Consider the following 18,967-nt stretch of genomic DNA (forward strand, 5'->3'; position numbering starts at 1 on the left):
GCGCAGGAGAGGCATTGAATGAGCAGAGTAGCGATCGTGACCGGCGGAACCCGCGGCATCGGCGAAGCAATCAGTCTGGCACTGCGCGAGAAGGGGTTTGAGGTCGCTGCCAACTATGCGGGCAATAGCGAGCGCGCCAAGGCCTTCACGGACAAGACCGGCATTCGCTCCTACGCGTGGGACGTGGGCGATCATCAGGCCTGCCTCGACGGCTGCGCCCAGGTCGCGTCCGATCTCGGCCCGATCGACGTCGTCGTCAACAACGCCGGCATCACGCGGGACGGCGTGCTCATGAAGATGAGCTTCGAGGACTGGAACGAGGTGATGCGCATCAACCTCGGCGGCTGCTTCAACATGGCCAAGGCCACCTTCCCCGGCATGCGCGAGCGCGGCTGGGGCCGCATCGTCAACATCGGGTCGATCAATGGGCAGGCTGGCCAATATGGCCAGGTGAACTATGCCGCCGCCAAGTCGGGCATCCACGGCTTCACCAAGGCGCTGGCTCAGGAAGGTGCCAAGTATGGCGTCACCGTCAACGCGATCGCGCCGGGCTATATCGATACCGACATGGTCGCCGCTGTGCCGGCCGCGGTGCTGGAGAAGATCGTCGCCCGCATTCCCGTCGGGCGTCTGGGTCATGCGGAAGAGATCGCGCGCGGCGTTGCCTTCCTGTGCAGCGAGGATGCCGGGTTCGTGACCGGATCGACCCTGTCGATCAACGGCGGCCAGCACATGTATTGAGCCGGGCGGTGGAAGAGACGCCACCGCTTTATGCCGGCCCGGTCAAGCGCAGCATGACCATTGCCGGCCACACGACCTCGATCAGCCTGGAGCCTGTCTTCTGGCGGGCGCTTGAAGACAGCGCTCGCGCGGCAGACCTGCCGCTGAGCGCGCTCGTCGCCCGCATCGATGCCGAGCGGATTCAACAGATCGAGCCGCCCAATCTCGCCAGCGCGCTCAGATGCTGGTTGCTGGTGCGGGCAGGGTAAGCGCCGGGTTGTTCCGGCGCTTGCCAAGCCTCAGGCGAGCAGCGCGCCGGCCAGTTCCTTGAGATCGGCCTCGGGCCGAGCGCCATAATGTGAGATGACCTCTGCAGCGGCGATGGCGCCGAGCGTGAGGCAGGTCGTCGGGTCCTGCCCGCGCACATGGCCGGTCAGGAAGCCGGCGGCAAAGAGATCGCCCGCGCCGGTCGTGTCGATCACCCGCTCGACAGGCGCTGCCGCCACTTCATAGCGCGTGCCGTTCTGGATGGCGATGGCGCCCTTCTCGCTGCGGGTGACGATCAGCGTCGGCAGCTTGTCGGCAAAGCGCGCAATGGCATTTTCGCAGTCCTGCGTTTGCGCCAGCGAGCAGATCTCGGTTTCGTTGGAGAAGAGAATGTCGATCATCCCGCCGTCGATCAGGCTGATGAAGTCCTCGCGATGCCGCTCGATGACGAAGGCGTCGGACAGCGTGAAGGCCACCTCGCGGCCCGCCTCGCGCGCAGCGGCGATGGCATCGCGCATGGCGGCGCGGGGCTGCTCGGGGTCCCACAGATAGCCCTCAAGATAGAGGATGCGGGCCGAGCGGATCATGTCGAGATCGAGCGCGGCCGCGGGCAGAAACTGGGATGCGCCAAGGAAGGTGTTCATCGTGCGCTGGGCGTCGGGCGTCACCATGATGAGGCAGCGCGCGGTGGGCGGGCCATCGCTTGCCACCTCGGTTTCATAGCGAATGCCCAGTGCGCGAATGTCGTGCGCGAAGATGCGGCCGAGCTGGTCGTCGGCGACCTGGCCGATGAAGCCGCATTTGCCACCCAGCGCGGCCATGCCGGCCAGGGTATTGGCCGCCGACCCACCGGAAATCTCAAGTCCGCTCGCCATATCGGCATAGAGCGCCTCGGCCTGCTGGGCATCGATCAGCTGCATCCCGCCCTTGGTGAGCGCGCGGCTGGCGATGAAGGCATCGTTTTCCTGGGAAATCACATCGACAATGGCATTGCCGATGGCGACGACATCAAGAACAGCTTCGGACAAAAGGCATTCCTTCATGAAGGATGAGGCAGGGCGGGAGAAAGCCCGTCCTTATCCGCCTGATCTCGCCCCGGCAAGCAGCGTGGGGCAGCGCATGGGGAGCGCCGGCCGCTTGACCGCCGCGCGTGCTCGGGCAAAACCTGTTCCATGGTGTTTCCCGCGTTGCTGCGCGCCCTTCCGCAAATCCTGTTGCCCGGCATCCGCGCGGTGCTCTGGCAGAGTCTGGCCATCACCGTGGCGATCTTTGCGCTTATCGGCGCGGGCGTCTGGTTCGGCCTGCGCCTGCTGCTGACCCGGACCGGCTGGCTGGATGCAGACGGTTTCGCCGGGGCAGCGCTCGCCGTCGCGATCGCGCTGGTCATCGGCTGGTTGCTGTTTCGCGCCGTGGCGATTGCCATCGTTGGACTTTATGCGGATCGCATCGTAGCGGTGGTCGAGCAGACGGACTATCCCACACGCCATGCGCAGGCGGCGGCCGTGCCTTTCGCCACCGGAATGCGGATCGCCTTGCGTTCGGCCGGCCGTGCGGTCGGCTGGAATCTGGCGGTGCTGCCGCTCTATGTGGCGCTGCTGGTCACCGGCGTTGGCGCGCCCATCCTGTTCCTCGTGCTCAATGCCTATCTGCTCGGCCGCGACCTTGCCGAACTCATCGAGGGGCGGCATCCGGGCTTGGGGGCATTCACGCGGGGCCAGCGCTGGCAGCTCGGCTTCGTTTCGGCGCTTCTATTCCTGCCACCCGTCGTGAACCTGTTGGCGCCGATCTGGAGCGTGGCTATGGCCGCACACATGTTTCATGCGCGGCGGAAGATCTGAACAGATGCTCTTGCGCTTTGGCTTTCCCCTGCTTGCTCTGCTTCTCTCCGGCTGCGGCGCGTCGCTGGTCCCGCAGACTGGCGGCCAGGCGCCCGCGGTCGGCTATGCGCCGGCCAAACGGCCCCAGCCGGGCGGCATCGTCGGGGCGGATGCGCGGGGCCTGCAACGGCTCTTCGGGGAGCCTCGGCTGGACATTCGCGATCCTGCAGTGCGCAAGCTGCAGTTCGCCAACGGCCAGTGCGTGCTAGATGCCTATCTCTATCCCCCGGCCGCGAATCGGGAGCCGGTTGTGACGCATGTCGATGCACGCAACAGCACGGGCGATGACATGGACGCCGCTGCCTGCGCGGGCCTGCTCCGCAGGCGCTAGGATGGCGCGCCGGGGCGCGTCGATTGACTTCCCGATCAGGCAATGACAGCTTGCAGCCATGACGGAGCATGTTGGCCAGCCTCGTTGCCCGTCGGGCAACCGATCTTATCGAGGTCAGATCCTCACGGGACGATAGCCCCGGGAGTCGGCGCAGCTCGCCCCGACTGTCGGGGTGAATTCGCGCATCTTGCCCAGCGTCCCCCATAGGCGGCGCTGGCCCTCCATCTTGAAAGATCCATCCATGACCAGCACACAGGCGGGCCGCAGGCCGGCCATCCATCTGATCGACACCGAAGCCGATCGCCTGACCGAACTGGCGCTCGGCGCCGAAGACCGGTTTCCCGAGGTCAGCGCCTTGTTACTCGACGAAGTGGGGCGAGCGACGGTGAAGACCGCCGGCCAGATCGGCCCCGATGTCGTCAGGATGCAATCCACGGTGTCGTTCATCGACGAAGAAAGCGGCGCCGAACGGTCTGTCCAGCTCGTCTATCCCGGCGAGGCGGACATCAATGCCGGGCGCGTCTCCATCCTCACCCTGATCGGCGCGGCGCTGATCGGCCTGCGCGAGGGTCAGTCGATCAACTGGCCGGATCGCAGCGGCAAGCGGCGGCGGCTGCGCATCCAGTCCGTCAGCCACTGAAGCGCCATGCGGGCAGGCCGGGCGTCGGGACAGGGCGTCGGGACTTAGGGCGCCGTGCCTGGTCCCGCCGTCTTGGGCACCTGCCGCTCGCAGTGATAGACGAGGCGCTCGTTCGGGCTGGATGGCAGCCGCGCCTCGATCTCGCCCTGAATCTGCATCAGCTTGGCGAGCCGCTCTGGGTCGCTCGAGCAGCCGGACCAGCCGATCTTGTCCCGCAGCGCGCGCATCTCGGCGGCGCTCTGCGCGCTCACGAGATAGTTATCGGTGCGGTAGCGGCCGATACCGGGGTCGAAGCGCCGCACCGAAACAGCGGCCTCGTCAGCCGGCACGAGGGCGCGGGACCAGCCGGTCGCTCCGTTCTGGAACTGGGTGCGCCCGTCGAGGCACCCCTGCGGCGTCCAAGCAAAGCTCAGGTCCGCCGTTTCCGAGACGGTCACCCGGCTCAGCCCTGGTTCGAGCCGGCATAGCCAGCGACCGCTTTCGGCCGACGCCGCGCCGTCCATGTCATTGCCGACCGCATTGCCGGCATCCGGCAGCGGCTCGGTCGGTGCGCCGGCGCTGTCGAAACTCGGTCGGAGCGCGAAGGTCAGCACTGCAGCCAGCAGCAGCACGCCTGCCGCCCCGCCAAAGCGCCGGGCGTGGCGGATGTTGCCGCGCGACTGGCCCAACACTGCCGCGCCACCAGTAAGAGCCGCAGCGGCGAGAAGCAGCGCGGCGATGGCAATCATGTTCTCCCGCCGGGCGATGACCTGCTGCTGGGCCTGCTCGCGCGCGGCGATGGCGCGCTCGCGGTCCTTCAGGGCGGCTTCGTTCTGCCGTCGCGCCGCCTCAGCCCGAGCGCGCTCGTCGGCGGCCTGTTGGGCCGCGTCGATTTCCGCCATGGATCGGCAGGTTTCGCTGGATCGGCGCACCTGAACATTGGCCTGCCGCAGAAAGCTCGCAATCTCGCGCGTCGATACCGCAAAGCCATATTCGGCATCGCTGCCGTCCGAGAGCGAGCCAAAGCTGTTGATGCCGATGACGCGGCCGCAATCGTCCACCAGCGGGCCGCCGCTGTTTCCAGCCGCCAGTGGCGCGGTGTGCAGCACGGTGTCGAACTGGCGGGAGGCGCGCCCTGCCGAGACATTGCCAGAGGTGCGCACGGCGCTCATCGGGCGAATGATATCCTCAATGCTCATGCCCTGCGCGCGATCGACCGAGCCGGGATAGCCAATGGCGGTCACCCGCGTGCCGTCTTCCACCGGGCCGGCCAGAAAGGTCGCGATGGGGATCGACGGTGCATCGTCGACCGCCAGCAACGCCAGATCATTGCCCGGCGAATAGGCCAGGATGCGGCCGCCATAACTGTTCGTTCCCTCGGAGGGGATGATGCCGATGACGATGTTGGACTCGCTGCGGGCGAGTTCGACGACATGCGCATTGGTGAGCACGCGCCCCGGCGCGATCATGACGCCGCTGCCATGACCGACGAAATAGGCATTTTGGCCGTCCGTTGCCACCAGCGCCACCCGCACGACGCTGCGCGAGGCGGCGGCGATGTCCTGCACATCTGCCCGTGCCGGCGTCAGGGCAAGAGGCAGCAGCAGCGCAAGGGCGAGGTGGAGGACCGCTTTGAAGGAACCGAACAGTCCGGTACGAGGCTTGATCATGGGGAACCTTTAACGCGCCCTTCGGCCTCTCGACAGAGGTTTTCACGGTCCACGCGCTTTGAACGCAATTTACGGGAAGCTTACCCGCATTGCCGGTGAGACAAGGACCCGCAGCGGAGCCCGCGCCTTGCGTGAGCATGGCCGGCCCGCTTACATCGGATAGCCCCCGCTCGATTGCGGAAGAGACAGGAAAATTGCTATGCCCGCCACCGCGTCGGCCATTGATGAAGAGACGGCATGGGCGGCCTTTGCGGCGCGCGACCGCCGCATGGACGGGCATTTCGTCGTCGCGGTCAAGACGACCGGCATCTATTGTCGACCGAGCTGTCCTGCGCGCCGCCCCCGGCCGGAGCATGTCACAATACTGCCCGATGGCGGCGCGGCACGAGCGGAGGGTTACCGTCCCTGCCTGCGCTGCCGCCCGGACGATGTCGCGCCGGATCGCGCTGCCGTCACCCAAGCGGTGGCGTTGCTAGAAGCTGGTGAGGTCATGCCGCCGCTGGCCGAGCTGGCACGCGCCGTCGGCTACACGCCCCACCATTTCCAGCGCCTGTTCAAGCGGGCCGTCGGAGTCTCGCCCGCGGCCTACTGGCGCGGTTTGCGGGCGGACCGGCTGACGCGCGCGCTCCACCAGACCGAAAGGATCACAGATGCGATCTACGATGCCGGCTATGAAGCACCCAGCCGCGCTTATGCCGACGCGCGAGCGCGACTTGGCATGACACCGTCCGCCTGGCGCAATGGCGGCGCGGACGTGACGATTCGCTTCACGATCACGGCGACCTCTCTGGGCGACATGCTGGTCGCGGCGACCGACAAGGGCCTGTGCCGGATCAGCTTCGACGAGCAGGAAAGCGACCTGCGGCGGCATTTCCCGCGCGCGACGATCGTTGCTGGGGGTGCCGATTTTGCGGCATTGGTGGCGCAGGTCGTGGCTTTGGTGGATGATCCCTCACGCGTGGTCGATCTGCCGGTCGATGTCGCCGGTACGGCATTTCAACAAGCGGTATGGGCGGCGTTACGGGCAATCCCCATTGGTGAAACGCGCACCTACACGCAGATCGCAGCAGCGGTCGGCAAGTCGGCTGCCGTCCGCGCGGCGGGGTCGGCCTGTGGCGATAACAAGCTGGCGGTGCTCATTCCCTGCCACCGGGTTCTTCGCAGCGATGGTGGATTGGGCGGTTATGCCTATGGGACGGATCGCAAGACGGTCCTGCTGGAGAAGGAAAAACGGCAGAAGTAGGACTTTACTGCGGGAACATGAGGATAGAGTCGGTCCCCAATAGATCAGTGCGAAAAAACAACGAAAAATCATTACCTTACGCGCCGGCCGCCAAGTAAATTTTCCGTTCAACTTGTCGCCATTGCCTAACAACTGGCCGGATTCCGTCGGGGGGCGCGAAACCAGCAGACATGTTCAGCGGTTTTTCCCTCACTATGACACGCAACCATAAAACCCCTCGTACAGCGCTGACCGCGATTGCCGCCGTCTTGGCGCTTGGCTCCACCTCGGCTCTGGCGCAGGAGGCCGGAACCGCTTCACCCGCGGTCGATCCCGCAGGTAGTGAGATCGTGATTCCGGATGCGCAGCGTGCACCTACGGCGGTCCCGCTCCCGACAACCGCGCCGCCGCTGACGACCGTGGCTCCGATCGTCACGCAGAGCACGGCAGCGCCTTCATCGAGCGCCTTGACGACCGCCCCCATCGTTGCTCCGGAAGCCACAACCGCGGGTACTGTTGATACCCCTTCCCAAGCGCGTCAGGCTGCCCCGTCATCCTCGGAAACGACCTCAGCGCCTGCCGAGCGCACATCGAGTGCCCGCGCGGAATCGACGCGTCCGACTGCGGCGCGTGAACCTGCTCCGCAGCCGGTCGCCAGCGATACTGTTGCGCCGGCTGAAGCCCAGCCCCAGGCGGTTGAGGCAGCCCCTGCGACTACGGCGCCGATGGTCAGTGAGACGCCGCAACCCGCGCCGCTTGAAACCACCGGTGAGGCTGCTTCTAGCGATAACACCGCGATCATCATCGGTGGTGCTGGTGCGCTCGTGCTTCTCGGGGCCGGCTTCATGGCCTTCCGTCGCCGCAAAACCTATGATCGTGAGATGGAAGCAGATGCGATGGAGCGGGAGGTGATCCGTGACCCCGTCATCACGCCGAAGCAGGATGCGGTCGTGAGCCCAGCCTATGCACCTGCTGGAGCGGCGCGTGCCCCGGTTGATTCTTCTGCTCCGATCATGCAGCGCTCCACTGTGGTCCGCGAGGGCGATCTGGAACAACAGGTGGCGGCGGCGCCGTCGCGGGAAAACCCGTTTCTTACCCGCAAGAATCGTCTGCGTCGCGCCAACTTCCTGATGCGCCAAGGCGCTCTGCCTGAGGCTGCGCCGGCGACGATGGACCGCCAGACCGCGGAAGCGCCCGCAACCCAGCCGCAAGCCCCTGCGCGTCAGACGGTTTATAGCTTCGGCGGGACGACTGTACGCGCGACCCAAAAGCCGCGCACGACCTGATCTCCCGGTCAGTAGATTCAGATGCAGCCGCTCTTCGTAACGAGGAGCGGCTGTTTCATTACAGCGCCGTTCGCAATCAGACGAAGCTGTAGGGATCGATATCCACGCTCACCCGCGTCGTAGACTTCCAATCGATCTGGCCCAGCCATTTGCGGACGATGGCCTGCAGATCCACCCCGCGCCGGGCGTGGACGAGCAGTCGGAAGCGGTGTCGACCGCGCAGCACGGCCAGAGGCGCTTCGGCCGGACCATAAACGTCCAGACCATCCTGATGGGGCGCGATCTTCCCGATTCGATGGGCCGTCTCACGGGCCAGTGCTCCGTCGGTATCGCTGACGATGATTGCCGCGAAGCGCCCGAACGGCGGCGCGTTGGCGATTCGTCGGCTTTCCGTCTCCATCGCGTAGAAACGCGCGCCATCGCCATCGAGCAGGGCGCGGATCACCGGTGCCTCCGCAGCGCGGGTCTGGATGAAGACCCGTCCAGGCTTCTCGCCGCGCCCCGCGCGCCCCGAGACCTGCATGATCTGTTGATAGGTACGTTCAGCGGCGCGCAGGTCGCCGCCATCCAGCCCGAGATCGGCATCGACTACGCCGACGAGCGTCAATTCGGGAAAGTGATAGCCCTTGGTGACCAATTGCGTGCCGATGATGATATCCACGGCCCCGCCGGCCACGTCCCGCACAAAAGCAGCCGCCCGAGCCGGAGACCATAAGGTGTCGGAGGTGACGATGGCGGTGCGTGCCTGCGGGAAGAGCAGCTTCACCTCGTCCGCGATGCGCTCGACGCCGGGGCCGCAGGCGACCAGTGCATCGCTTTCATGGCATTCCGGGCAGGCGTCGGGCGTGGGGATGCTGTGGCCGCAATGATGGCAGGCGAGGCGCCGGGTCAGGCGATGCTCGACCATCCACGCCGTACAGTGCGGGCACTGGAAGCGATGGCCGCAATGGCGGCATAGGGTGAGAGGTGCATAACCGCGCCGGTTGAGGAACAGTAAGGATTGCTCGCCGCGCTCCAGCGTCTCCGCCATGGCCTTGACCAGCGGCGGCGCGAGCCATCGCCCCCGGTCGGGTGGATCGCGCGTCAGGTCGAGGCCGATGATCTCCGGCAGTTCCGCGCCGCCAAACCGGCTGGGCAGGGCAATCTCTTCATAGCGGCCCAAAGCGACCTGATGGCGGGTCTCGATGGCCGGCGTCGCCGAGGCGAGGATGATCGGGCAGCTCTCGAACCTGCCGCGCATCACCGCGACGTCCCGCGCATGGTAGCGCACGCCTTCTTCCTGCTTGAAGCTGGTCTCATGAGCCTCGTCCACGATGATGAGGCCGAGCTTTGGGTAAGGCAGGAACAGCGCCGAGCGCGCGCCCACCACCACCTGCGCCTCGCCGCGCGAGATCGCCCGCCAGGCGCGACGCCGGTCGGATTGCTTGAGGCCGGAATGCCAGGGCACCGGCTCACAGCCAAAGCGGGCCGTGAACCGGTCGAGAAACGGCTCGGTCAGGGCGATTTCGGGCAGCAGCACCAGCGCCTGCTTGCCCTGCCGCAGAGTCTCGGCCAGCGCCTCGAAATACACCTCCGTCTTGCCCGATCCGGTGACGCCATCAAGCAGGACGGTCTGGAAGGCATGGGCGCGAACATGCTCTGTCAGCCTGTCGGCCGCGGCCTGCTGGTCGGCGCTGAGCGTGACGGTCACGAAGTCGGGGTCCGGATCGGGATAGGGCTGATCGGTGGAGACTTCGACAGCCTCCAGCGCGCCCTGCTTTACCAGCCCGCGAATCACCGCGTCGCTGACTTCGCCAATGGCGGCAAGTTCACGCACCAGCCCCTGTCGCTCGCCGATGCGTTCCAGCGCCTGCGCGCGCTGGGGCGTCAGCCGATCCGGCACGGCGCCGGTTGGACGATATTCCACCACTGTCTTCTCGCCATCCAGTGCGGACATGGAGGCGAGCGCCATGCGCAGCACGGCAGCGGGCGGGGCGAGATAATAATCCGCCGTCCACTCGATGAGGCGGCGCAGAGAGGCGGGCAAAGGCGGCGCGTCCAGCACGCCGCTAATGGGGCGCAGACGATTGTCGCCGACTGGCGCGACGTCCGGAAAGCGGTCCGCTTCCCACACCACGCCGATCATCGGGCGCGGACCCAGCGGGGCGACGACGATCTGCCCGGGCTCCACGCTCATGCCATGCGGCACCCGGTAATCGAGCGGGCCAAGCGCGGCGTTGAGCAGAATGATCCGGGCGCGGGTCATGCCCCGGCCTTAGAGACTGTCTGGCTCGGAGGAAATGGCATCGTCGACCTGGCTAGCGCCGCCGCACGGCAGGCGGGCCTTACATCCGGGGGCGTGCGGCGCTATAGGCGGCGCCAATCTCTCCACAACCGGGAACCTCTGGCCATGAAATTCTTCGTCGATACCGCCGACACTGCCGACATTCGCGAGCTTGCCGCCACTGGCCTGCTAGACGGCGTGACGACCAATCCCAGCCTCATCCACAAATCGGGCCGCAAGTTCCTCGAAGTGGTGGAAGAAATCTGCGGGCTGGTCGATGGCCCCGTCTCAGCAGAAGTCGTGGCGCTCGATCATGAGACGATGATGAAGGAAGCCGCCGTGCTCCGGAAGATCGCGGAGAATGTCTGCATCAAGGTGCCCCTCACCATCGATGGCCTCAAGACCTGCAAGGCGCTCACGCAGGATGGCTGCCAGGTCAATGTGACCCTGTGTTTCTCGGCCAATCAGGCCCTGCTGGCTGCCAAGGCCGGCGCGACGTTCATCTCGCCCTTCGTCGGACGGCACGATGACAATGGCTTCGACGGCATGCGGCTGATCGAGGACATCCGGCTGATCTACGACAATTACGCCTTCGAGACGGAAATTCTCGCGGCTTCGCTGCGTCACCCTATCCATGTGCTCGAATGCGCGAAGATCGGCGCGGACGTGATCACGGCGCCGCCGGCGGTCATCAAGTCGCTGGTCAATCATGTGCTGACCGACAAGGGCCTCGCCGCTTTCGCTTCCGACTGGGAGAAGACGGGTCAGTCGATCCTCTGAGCGCTGCTGTGTTGCAATAAGAAGGGCCGCTGTCTCCCGGGAGGCAACGGCCCTTTTCTTTAGCTCAAAGGCTGGCGCGATCTAGCGCCCGAAACCCTTGGGCGCGGCGTCCACCACAGTCGATCCGCTCGGGCCGACCTGCTGGACTTCCAACGCGCGCTCGGCGATCCCATCTCGGCCGAAGCGAAAGGCGCCATCGATGCCAGCGAAGCCCTCGGCGTCACGAAGCCGCGCCGCCGGGAAGGCCGTGCCCGGCTTCCAGTCCTGCGCGATCCGCACGGTGAGTAGAACCGAATCATAGCCCAGCGACGCCAGGCGGTAAGGCGCCGTGCCGTAGGATGAGCGATATTTGGTGGCGAGCGTGCGATAGAGACCATCCGAAACGCCTGCATACCACGCCCCCCGCAGCGCTGTGCTGGCGGAAAGACCGGATTCGGTCGCCCATAGCTCGGTGCCGAGAATACGCGCGTCCTTGGCGCCGGCGGTGCGCACCAGCGGCGCGGCCTGCAACGCGATGCGACCGACATCGGCGATCAGCAGCGCATCATAGCTGGAACTGGCCGACAGGCGCTGGACCGCCGACTGCACCGAATTGGCCGAGCGATCGAATGTCTCCATCGCCACGACCGTGCCGCCGGCGGCTTTCACCTCGCTGAGGAAGGCCTTGCCGGCCCGCTCGCCATATACGCCGCGCGGCACGAGCGCCGCGAAATCGCTGAGGCCCCGCGCCCTCGCAAAGCGCACGACCCGGGAGACCGATTGCTCCGGGCTGTAGCCGAGCAGATAGACGCCATTGCCGGCGACGCTTTCGTCATTGGAATAGCTCAGCACCGGGATGTTGGCTGCGCGGGCGATCGGCGCAACGGCGCGCACCTCGTCCGCCGTCAGCGGGCCGAGGATGAGCTTGTTCCCTTCCGCTACGGCCTTGCGCGCCGCCTCGGCCGCGTTGCGCCCGGTGTCGTAGGTGGTGACGCGCAGCCGCTCGGTCTTGGTATCCAGCAGCGCCATGGTGGTGGCATTGGCCAGCGAGCGCCCGACGCCGGCATTCGTGCCGCTCATCGGCACGAGCAGGGCGATGCGGTGCCGCTCCGTATCGGTCGGCAGGCCCTGCGTCACGTCCGGCTGCTGCGTTTTGGGTGGCGGGGGAGGCGGCGCGGCGGGCGGCACCACGCGGGTACAGGCCGCTAGCAGCATGGCGCCGATCAGCACAATGCCCTGCAGAATGCGACGGGGCGTCGGGGTGCCTCCAGCCGCGATGTCGAACCTCACTTGCCCCGCAAGGCTCCTCTCTGCCATGGCACACCTCATGTCCGCTTCACTTGAGCCTGGCCTATATATCGTTGCGGGACCGATCGGCAACTTGTCCGACCTGTCGCCCCGCGCTGCCGCTGTGCTGCAAGGTGCGGACGTGGTGGCCGTGGAGGACAGCCGCGTGAGCGCCAAATTGCTGCGCCATGCCGGGTCCGACCGGCCCATGATTCCCTACCATGACCACAGCGATGAGCGGGTTCGCGCCCGTCTGGTCGAGCGGATGGCGAGCGAAGCGGTGGCGCTGCTGTCGGACGCAGGAACGCCGCTCATCTCCGATCCGGGATACAAGCTGGTGCGAGACGCCCGTGCGGCAGGCCGATCTGTGAATACGGTCCCCGGGCCCTGCGCGGCCATTGCGGCGATCACGCTCTCCGGCCTGCCTAGCGACCGCTTTCTGTTCATGGGCTTCCTGCCGCCCAAGACCAAGGCGCGCACCGATGCGCTGGCGGAGGTGGCGGGTCTGCGCGCGACGTTGGTCTTCTACGAGAGCGGGCCGCGCTGCGCGGCATCGCTGGCGGACATGGCGGCCGTGCTCGGCGATCGTCCGGCCGCGCTGTGTCGCGAGATCAGCAAGGCCTATGAGGAAACGCTGACGGGCACGTTGAGCGAACTCTCGGCGGCGTGCGCGCAGAAGGAGCCGCGCGGCGAGATCGTGCTGGTCGTCGGTCCGCCGGGCGAGCGCGCCCCACCGAAAGCCGACGAGATCGATGCAGCGCTGCGCGAGGCGCTGGAGCGGCTGACCGTCTCGCAAGCGGCAGGCGAAGTCGCACGCGCGCTGGGCGCGGACCGCAAGGCGCTCTACGCGCGCGCCATGGAGCTCAAAGGAAAGTGAAGGGCAGCCCGCCCACGCCGGCGCGGCTCGCTGCCGAGAAGCGCGGCCGGCAGGGCGAGCGGCTCGCGGGCTGGTGGTTGCGGCTCAAGGGCTGGACGATTCTGGCGCGGCGGGTGCGCACCCGCGCCGGCGAGGTCGACCTGATCGCCCGGCGCGGCAACATCGTCGCCTTCGTGGAGGTGAAGACGCGGGCCAGCGAGGCGCTGCTCGATGAAGCGATCGATGAGCGGCGGCTGGCGCGCGTCGCGGCGGCGGCGGAAGCGGTCGCCCATAACTGGCTGGGGCCGGATGATGACATGCGCATCGACGTGATGCTGCTTGCGCCGGGTCATCGGCCACGCCATCTGGAAAATGTCTGGCACGGCGGCTAGCGCCTGCGGTCCCGGTTGCGTCGCGTGTCAGCGTCTCGGTTCAGAACAAGAGCAGGGCTTGAAGCAGCCCGAACGGTGGAAGGTAAGAACGGATGTCGCTCAAGGTCGCTCTGCAGATGGACCCGATGGAGTCGCTGAACATTGCCGGTGATTCAACCTTCCACATCATGATCGCCGCTCAAGCACGGGGGCACCGCCTCTACCATTATCGGACGGATGATTTGAGCTGGCGCGGCGGACGGCTCTATGCGCAGGCGCGTGAGGTGACGGTGCAGCGCGTCGAGGGCGATCATTATCGCTTCGGTGAGACGGTCCGGCTGGACCTCGGCCGCGATGTCGATGTGGTCTGGATGCGGCAGGACCCGCCGTTCGACCTCAATTATATCACCGCCACACATCTGCTGGAGCGAATCACAGGCGAGACGCTGGTGGTCAACGATCCGGTGGCCGTGCGCAACGCGCCGGAAAAGCTGTTCGTGCTGGATTTCGCGCGGTTCATGCCGCCGACGATGATCACCCGCAGCCTTGAAGAGACCCGCGACTTCCTTGCCGAGCATGGCGAGATCGTCGTGAAGCCGCTGTATGGAAACGCCGGCTCGGCGGTGTTTCGCATCGGCGCAGATGGCGCCAATCTCGCCGCTCTGGTGGAACTTTTCGGCGAGATGTGGGTCGAAAGCTTCATGGTGCAGGCTTTCCTCAAGGACGTGGCGCAAGGCGACAAGCGGATCGTCCTCGTCGATGGTGAAGTGGCCGGCGCGATCAATCGCATTCCGGGTAAGGGCGAGATCCGCTCGAACCTGGCCGCCGGCGGCACCGCCGCCAAGACCGAGCTGACGGCGGAGGAGCAGGAGATCTGCGCCGCCTTGGGGCCCGAGCTCAAGAAGCGCGGCCTGCTGTTCGTCGGTATCGATGTCATCGGCGGCAAATGGCTGACCGAAATCAATGTGACGTCACCGACCGGTATTGTCGCCATCGATGCCTTCAACGGCACGGATACCGGCGGCATGATCTGGGATGCGGTCGAGCGCCGGCTGGCGGAGCGGGCGGCCTGAGGCTGCTGCAACAACCAGATGATCGACAAGTCGATGATAGGTGACGACAGATGAGCGATTGGGTCGTTCATCTGATCGATGCTGGCGGTTATTGGGGCATCGCCCTGCTGATGGTGCTGGAAAATGTGTTTCCGCCCATCCCTTCCGAACTCATCATGGGCATTGGCGGCATTCGCGTTGGCCAGGGGAAGATGGACATGGTGCCCCTGCTGGCAGCGGGGACCATCGGCACCACTGTTGGCAATCTTTTCTGGTATTATCTGGGGCTCTGCCTCGGCTATGCGCGCCTGCGACCCCTGGTCGAGCGCTATGGCCGCTGGGCGACGTTGCGGTGGCGGGAGGTCGAGTGGCTGGAGCGGATTTTTCTGCGCCATGGCGACAAGATCGTCTTCATCTTCCGCTTCATGCCGGTGTTCCGCACGATCGTCTCGCTCCCGGCCGGGCTGTTCGCCATGCCGTTCTGGCGCTTCGTCATCTGGACGACCGGTGGCGCGCTGATCTGGAACGTCATATTGGTGGGCGCGGGCTATTATCTTGGCGTGCGGTTCGAGCGCATCGATGATTATCTTGGCCCGCTGACCAATATCGCGGTGGCGTTTCTGGTCGTCGGCTATCTCTGGCGGCTGTTCACCTGGAAGAGCGAGCCACGCGACCGGTCGTAATCATGTCTTATCCTTCCGCGCGCGGGTGCGCGTTGCGATAGACATCGAGCAGATGCGCCGCATCGACCTGCGTGTAGATTTGCGTCGAGGACAGGCTGGCATGACCGAGCAGTTCCTGCAGTGAGCGCAGGTCCGCGCCGCGCCCGAGCAGATGGGTGGCGAAGCTGTGGCGCAGCGCATGCGGCGTCGTGCGATCGTGCAGGCCAAGGCGCCCGCGTGCCCCCTGAATGGCGCGACGAATCAGCGCCGGGGAAAGGGGGCCGCCGCGCGCGCCCCGGAACAGGGGTGCGTCCTTGCGCGTCGGATAGGGGCAGAGCGCGATATATTCCTCGATCGCGCTGCGCACTTGCGGCAGCAGCGGCACCACCCGCGTCTTGCTCCGCTTGCCCAGCACCCGCAGCGTTTCACCCAGCGGCAAGGCGTCGCCTGTCAGTCCCAAGGCTTCGCTGATGCGCAGGCCCGCGCCGTAGAGCAGCATCAGCACGGCCCAGTCGCGCGCCCCGATCCATCCGTCCCGCGCGGTTTCGGCAATGTCCTCGGCGAGCGCGACGGCTTCATCCGGGCTGATCGGTCGCGGCACGCCGGGCTTAACGCGCGGCCCGCGCATCACCGGAATCGTGGCGCCCTCGCCGCCCACAAACCGCAGAAAGGCGCGCAGGGCAGAGAGCTCCCGCGCCGCCGAACTGTTGCCGATGCCTTCCGCCCGGCGCGCCGCCAGAAAGGCGCGCAGATCGCTTGTCGTCAGCGTGGTGATGGCCGCCGATGTCGGCGCGCGGCCGTCCATGTCCGCCATCCAGTCGAGCAGGCGTTCGGCGGTGGAGACATAGGCGCGCACGGTGTGAAGCGAGCGGCGCCGGCCTTCGGCGAGATGCGCGCGCCAGCCTTCCAGCAGCCCTGCCCGCGTTTCGCCGGTCATGACGGCACGGTGCCGGCGAGCAGCTCCTGCCAGATGTCCAGCAAATCGACCGGATACCAGGCCTCGTCATGGGCCGCCAGTTCCTGTGGCGTCCACCAGCGGTGCGAAAGCATGACGGCCTTCTCGAGATCGGTGTGACCCGCCGTGTCGATTCGCGCCTCCGCGACGGGGACCGCGTAAAAGCGCTCCTCGGCATCGACGGGAATGCCCTCGAGCGTGACGAAGGTGACATCGCGCACCGCCACGAGCGGACCGGGTTCGAGGTCGAGCCCTGTCTCCTCGCGCAGTTCGCGCCGCGCGGCCTGCTCAAAGGTTTCGCCCCGATCGACCGCGCCGCCGGGCGTCACCCAAAAAGGCGGGCGATCATCGGGCGTGAAGCGGAAGAGCAGCAGCCGTCCTTGCGGATCGGTGACCAGCAGACGGGCCGCCGGACGTTTCGCGCGAGGGCTCATTCACCCGGCGCGCGGGCTCGAATGGCGAGGGCATGCACCTTCTCACGCAGCAGATCGGCGAGCGCCGCGTTGACCATGCGCTGCCGCGCAACGCGGGATTGGCCGGTGAAGGAGTCGGCGACGATCTCCACGGTGAAGTGGCTTTCGCCGCTGCCATCATCGCCCATATGGCCGCGATGCTTGGCGCTGTCATTGATGACGGCGAGCTGTTGCGGGGACAGGGCATTTTCCAGCCGCTGTGCGATCTCTTGCCCGACCGGGCCTAGCGAAGCGTCAACCATGCGCCCTATATAAGCGTTTTGGGTCACGCAGCCACAGGGAAGAGACAGTCGTGTCAGGGTCGGGGTTCAATCAGGGTGCATCGCGCCGCCACACGCGCTTTCACGGCCGCGTGGAAGGCGAGGCGCGCCGCTGCTCGCACCCCGGCTGCATGGAAGCGGGCGAATTCCGCGCGCCGCCCGAGGAGCGGCGCGGCGCACCCGATGGTCCGCCGCAATGGCGCTGGTTCTGCCTGGAGCACATCCGCGCGTTCAACACCGAATATAATTACTTCAAGGGCATGAGCCCGGAGGAAATCACGCAGGCGCAGCGCCCTTATGCCGGCTGGGAGCGAGAGACGCGGGCTTTTTCATCCGCTGCGGCCAGTGGCACGCCGCCGCCGCGCTGGGCCGATTTCTCCGATCCGCTCGATGCGATCGGCGCCCGCTTCAAGATGCGGGCGGCGGAAACCGCGCAACGGCAGGATGGCAAGCCGCTATCCGGCGCGGATCGGTCTGCCCTCAAGACGCTCGGCCTTTCGACCGATGCCGACCGGCGCGCCTTGCGCACCCGCTATACCGAGCTGGTCCGCCGCTTTCACCCGGATCATAATGGCGGCGACCGTGCGCATGAGAAAGCGCTGCAGGATGTGATCGCGGCCTATTCCCATCTCCGCAAGGCGCCGGCCTTCGCCTGACGGACCTTGCCGCGCCCGGTCTGCGCTGCCATAGGCGCCGGCCCGCTTTCAGGAAGGTGATTGATATGGCGACCGGCACGCCGGCCCGCGCGATGGGCTTCGACTTCGGCACCACCAACAGCGTTGCCGCGATGGCCCAAGACGGCACGTCGCATGTGCTGGAGTTCTCGGGCGACAAGGCGACAGGCGCCGTCTTCCGGTCCGCGCTCTGCTTCTGGGAAGAGGGGGATCGCCGGGCTGCGCTGGCCCGCGAGGCAGGGCCATGGGCCATCGCGGAATATCTGGATTTTCCGCAGGGCTCGCGCTTCATCCAGTCGTTCAAGTCGGTCGCCGCCAGCCCGCTTTTCGATCATGCCAGCATCTTCGATCAGCGCATGACCTTCGAGCAGTTGGGCGAGGCCTTTCTGGAGCGCATGGTCGCTCATGCCGGTGGCGCGCTCGGTTCCGGGCCGGATGAGCGGCCCGAACGGATCATCGTGGGCCGACCGGTGCGCTATGCTGGCTCGCGACCGGATGAGGCGCTGGCTCGCACCCGCTATGATGCCATGTTCCGCACCTTCGGCACCGATATCCATTATGTCTATGAACCGCTCGGCGCGGCGTTCAGCTTCGCCAGCCGCCTGTCGGAGCCGGCGACGGTTCTGGTCGCGGACTTTGGCGGCGGCACGAGCGATTTCTCCGTCGTGCGGATGCGTCCCGCCGGCGACGGGCGGCGCTGCGAGCCGCTCGGCCATGCCGGCATCGGCATCGCGGGCGACCGGTTCGATTACCGCATCGTCGATCATCTCGTGCTTCCCATGCTCGGCAAGGGCGGCAGCTATCGCTCCTTCGACAAGGTTCTGGAAATTCCCCGGAGCCATTTCGCGGACTTTGCCGATTGGTCGCGGCTCGCCCTGATGCGCAACCGGCGGACCATGGAAGAGCTGGCGCGGCTGCAGCGCGCTGCCGTCGATCCTGCCGCTATCGGCCGGATGATCGCCATCATCGAGCGGGAGCTCGGCTATGCGCTCTACGATGCAGTCGGCCAGCTCAAGCGTGCGCTGTCGAGCGAGGATGGAGCGCATTTCCGCTTCGAGAGCGATGATCTGGTGATCGATGCCAATGTGACGCGCGCCCAGTTCGAGCGCTGGATCGCGCCGGATGTCGCGCGGATCGAGGAGACGGTCGATCAGGCCCTGGCAGACGCCGCATTGGACGCCGGCGCCATCGACCGGGTGTTCCTCACAGGCGGATCGTCGCTGATCCCGGCGATTCGCGCCATATTCGAACGCCGGTTCGGTGCCGAGCGGATCGCGACCGGCGGAGAACTTACGTCCATCGCGCACGGTCTCGCGCTGATCGGGTTGGAGCACGATCCGGCGGAATGGGCGGTCTGATCCGC

21 protein-coding genes are annotated in these 18,967 nt (G+C 66.5%); 14 read left to right on the forward strand and 7 right to left on the reverse strand.

Features of this window, described 5'->3' with window-relative positions; genetic code table 11:
* The first annotated feature begins 18 nt into the window (after positions 1-18).
* Both phbB and M2334_RS01010 read left to right on the forward strand, forming a co-directional pair.
* Positions 19-741: an acetoacetyl-CoA reductase gene (gene phbB / locus M2334_RS01005; protein WP_181561125.1), complete on the forward strand. Its 723-nt coding sequence runs from the start codon at positions 19-21 to the stop codon at positions 739-741.
* Positions 738-989, forward strand: a complete 252-nt coding sequence (locus M2334_RS01010) for a ribbon-helix-helix domain-containing protein (protein ID WP_264604579.1) — start codon at positions 738-740, stop codon at positions 987-989. The genes phbB and M2334_RS01010 overlap by 4 nt, the downstream gene beginning before the upstream one ends.
* A gap of 30 nt (positions 990-1,019) precedes the next feature.
* On the opposite strand, the gene M2334_RS01015 is transcribed toward M2334_RS01010, so the two are convergent.
* Complete coding sequence (locus M2334_RS01015) at positions 1,020-2,030, reverse strand: adenosine kinase (protein WP_413716422.1); 1,011 nt, start codon at positions 2,028-2,030, stop codon at positions 1,020-1,022.
* A 129-nt stretch (positions 2,031-2,159) separates the two neighbouring features.
* On the opposite strand from M2334_RS01015, the gene M2334_RS01020 reads away from it, so the two are divergent.
* From M2334_RS01020 to rnk, 3 genes are all read left to right on the forward strand, one after another.
* Positions 2,160-2,825, forward strand: coding sequence for an EI24 domain-containing protein (locus tag M2334_RS01020; protein ID WP_264604581.1), 666 nt, complete (start codon positions 2,160-2,162; stop codon positions 2,823-2,825).
* A gap of 4 nt (positions 2,826-2,829) precedes the next feature.
* Positions 2,830-3,195 carry a hypothetical protein gene (locus M2334_RS01025; RefSeq protein ID WP_264604582.1) on the forward strand — a complete coding sequence of 122 codons (366 nt, stop codon included), beginning with the start codon at positions 2,830-2,832 and terminating at the stop codon, positions 3,193-3,195.
* Between the two features lie 241 nt (positions 3,196-3,436).
* The gene (gene rnk / locus M2334_RS01030) at positions 3,437-3,835 is read left to right on the forward strand and encodes a nucleoside diphosphate kinase regulator (protein WP_264604583.1); all 399 of its coding nucleotides are present in this window, start codon (positions 3,437-3,439) and stop codon (positions 3,833-3,835) included.
* A 44-nt stretch (positions 3,836-3,879) separates the two neighbouring features.
* Here the strand turns inward: rnk and M2334_RS01035 are convergent, their stop codons facing one another.
* On the reverse strand, positions 3,880-5,484 hold the full coding sequence (locus tag M2334_RS01035; protein ID WP_264604584.1) for a S1C family serine protease: 1,605 nt from the start codon (positions 5,482-5,484) through the stop codon (positions 3,880-3,882).
* 199 nt (positions 5,485-5,683) lie between these two features.
* Between M2334_RS01035 and ada the strand changes: the two genes are divergently transcribed.
* Entirely contained in the window at positions 5,684-6,727 is a 1,044-nt protein-coding gene (gene ada, locus M2334_RS01040; protein WP_264604585.1) for a bifunctional DNA-binding transcriptional regulator/O6-methylguanine-DNA methyltransferase Ada, read from the forward strand.
* A gap of 704 nt (positions 6,728-7,431) precedes the next feature.
* Positions 7,432-7,992 (forward strand): LPXTG cell wall anchor domain-containing protein, encoded by a 561-nt coding sequence (locus tag M2334_RS01045; RefSeq protein WP_264604586.1) that lies wholly within the window; start codon positions 7,432-7,434, stop codon positions 7,990-7,992.
* 76 nt (positions 7,993-8,068) lie between these two features.
* Here M2334_RS01045 and M2334_RS01050 read toward each other — a convergent pair whose 3' ends face one another.
* Positions 8,069-10,237 carry a primosomal protein N' gene (locus tag M2334_RS01050; RefSeq protein ID WP_264604587.1) on the reverse strand — a complete coding sequence of 723 codons (2,169 nt, stop codon included), beginning with the start codon at positions 10,235-10,237 and terminating at the stop codon, positions 8,069-8,071.
* A gap of 144 nt (positions 10,238-10,381) precedes the next feature.
* Between M2334_RS01050 and fsa the strand changes: the two genes are divergently transcribed.
* Entirely contained in the window at positions 10,382-11,035 is a 654-nt protein-coding gene (gene fsa / locus M2334_RS01055; protein WP_181561134.1) for a fructose-6-phosphate aldolase, read from the forward strand.
* Positions 11,036-11,116: 81 nt separating this feature from the next.
* Here fsa and M2334_RS01060 read toward each other — a convergent pair whose 3' ends face one another.
* Positions 11,117-12,331 carry a penicillin-binding protein activator gene (locus M2334_RS01060; protein WP_413716093.1) on the reverse strand — a complete coding sequence of 405 codons (1,215 nt, stop codon included), beginning with the start codon at positions 12,329-12,331 and terminating at the stop codon, positions 11,117-11,119.
* A 10-nt stretch (positions 12,332-12,341) separates the two neighbouring features.
* On the opposite strand from M2334_RS01060, the gene rsmI reads away from it, so the two are divergent.
* The 4 genes from rsmI to M2334_RS01080 all read left to right on the forward strand — a co-directional run bounded on the left by rsmI (position 12,342) and on the right by M2334_RS01080 (position 15,263).
* Entirely contained in the window at positions 12,342-13,178 is an 837-nt protein-coding gene (rsmI, locus tag M2334_RS01065) for a 16S rRNA (cytidine(1402)-2'-O)-methyltransferase (RefSeq protein ID WP_264593569.1), read from the forward strand.
* The gene (locus M2334_RS01070; protein ID WP_264583829.1) at positions 13,175-13,549 is read left to right on the forward strand and encodes a YraN family protein; all 375 of its coding nucleotides are present in this window, start codon (positions 13,175-13,177) and stop codon (positions 13,547-13,549) included. Before rsmI ends, M2334_RS01070 begins: the two co-directional genes overlap by 4 nt.
* A gap of 92 nt (positions 13,550-13,641) precedes the next feature.
* Entirely contained in the window at positions 13,642-14,601 is a 960-nt protein-coding gene (gshB, locus tag M2334_RS01075; RefSeq protein WP_264593570.1) for a glutathione synthase, read from the forward strand.
* A gap of 50 nt (positions 14,602-14,651) precedes the next feature.
* Entirely contained in the window at positions 14,652-15,263 is a 612-nt protein-coding gene (locus tag M2334_RS01080; RefSeq protein WP_264593571.1) for a DedA family protein, read from the forward strand.
* Positions 15,264-15,270: 7 nt separating this feature from the next.
* Here M2334_RS01080 and M2334_RS01085 read toward each other — a convergent pair whose 3' ends face one another.
* The 3 genes from M2334_RS01085 to M2334_RS01095 are packed head-to-tail and all read right to left on the reverse strand — an operon-like array spanning position 15,271 to position 16,912.
* Positions 15,271-16,179 carry a tyrosine recombinase XerC gene (locus M2334_RS01085; protein ID WP_264593572.1) on the reverse strand — a complete coding sequence of 303 codons (909 nt, stop codon included), beginning with the start codon at positions 16,177-16,179 and terminating at the stop codon, positions 15,271-15,273.
* Positions 16,176-16,631 carry an NUDIX hydrolase gene (locus M2334_RS01090; RefSeq protein ID WP_264593573.1) on the reverse strand — a complete coding sequence of 152 codons (456 nt, stop codon included), beginning with the start codon at positions 16,629-16,631 and terminating at the stop codon, positions 16,176-16,178. Before M2334_RS01090 ends, M2334_RS01085 begins: the two co-directional genes overlap by 4 nt.
* Positions 16,628-16,912: a BolA family protein gene (locus M2334_RS01095; protein ID WP_181561141.1), complete on the reverse strand. Its 285-nt coding sequence runs from the start codon at positions 16,910-16,912 to the stop codon at positions 16,628-16,630. The genes M2334_RS01090 and M2334_RS01095 overlap by 4 nt, the downstream gene beginning before the upstream one ends.
* A gap of 50 nt (positions 16,913-16,962) precedes the next feature.
* Here M2334_RS01095 and M2334_RS01100 point away from each other — a divergent pair, with 50 nt between their 5' ends.
* Positions 16,963-17,586 (forward strand): J domain-containing protein, encoded by a 624-nt coding sequence (locus M2334_RS01100; protein WP_413716423.1) that lies wholly within the window; start codon positions 16,963-16,965, stop codon positions 17,584-17,586.
* A 65-nt stretch (positions 17,587-17,651) separates the two neighbouring features.
* Positions 17,652-18,962, forward strand: coding sequence for an Hsp70 family protein (locus M2334_RS01105; protein ID WP_264604588.1), 1,311 nt, complete (start codon positions 17,652-17,654; stop codon positions 18,960-18,962).
* Positions 18,963-18,967: the final 5 nt, after the last annotated feature.

The organism is Sphingobium sp. B11D3D, from assembly GCF_025961755.1.
GTDB lineage: Bacteria > Pseudomonadota > Alphaproteobacteria > Sphingomonadales > Sphingomonadaceae > Sphingobium.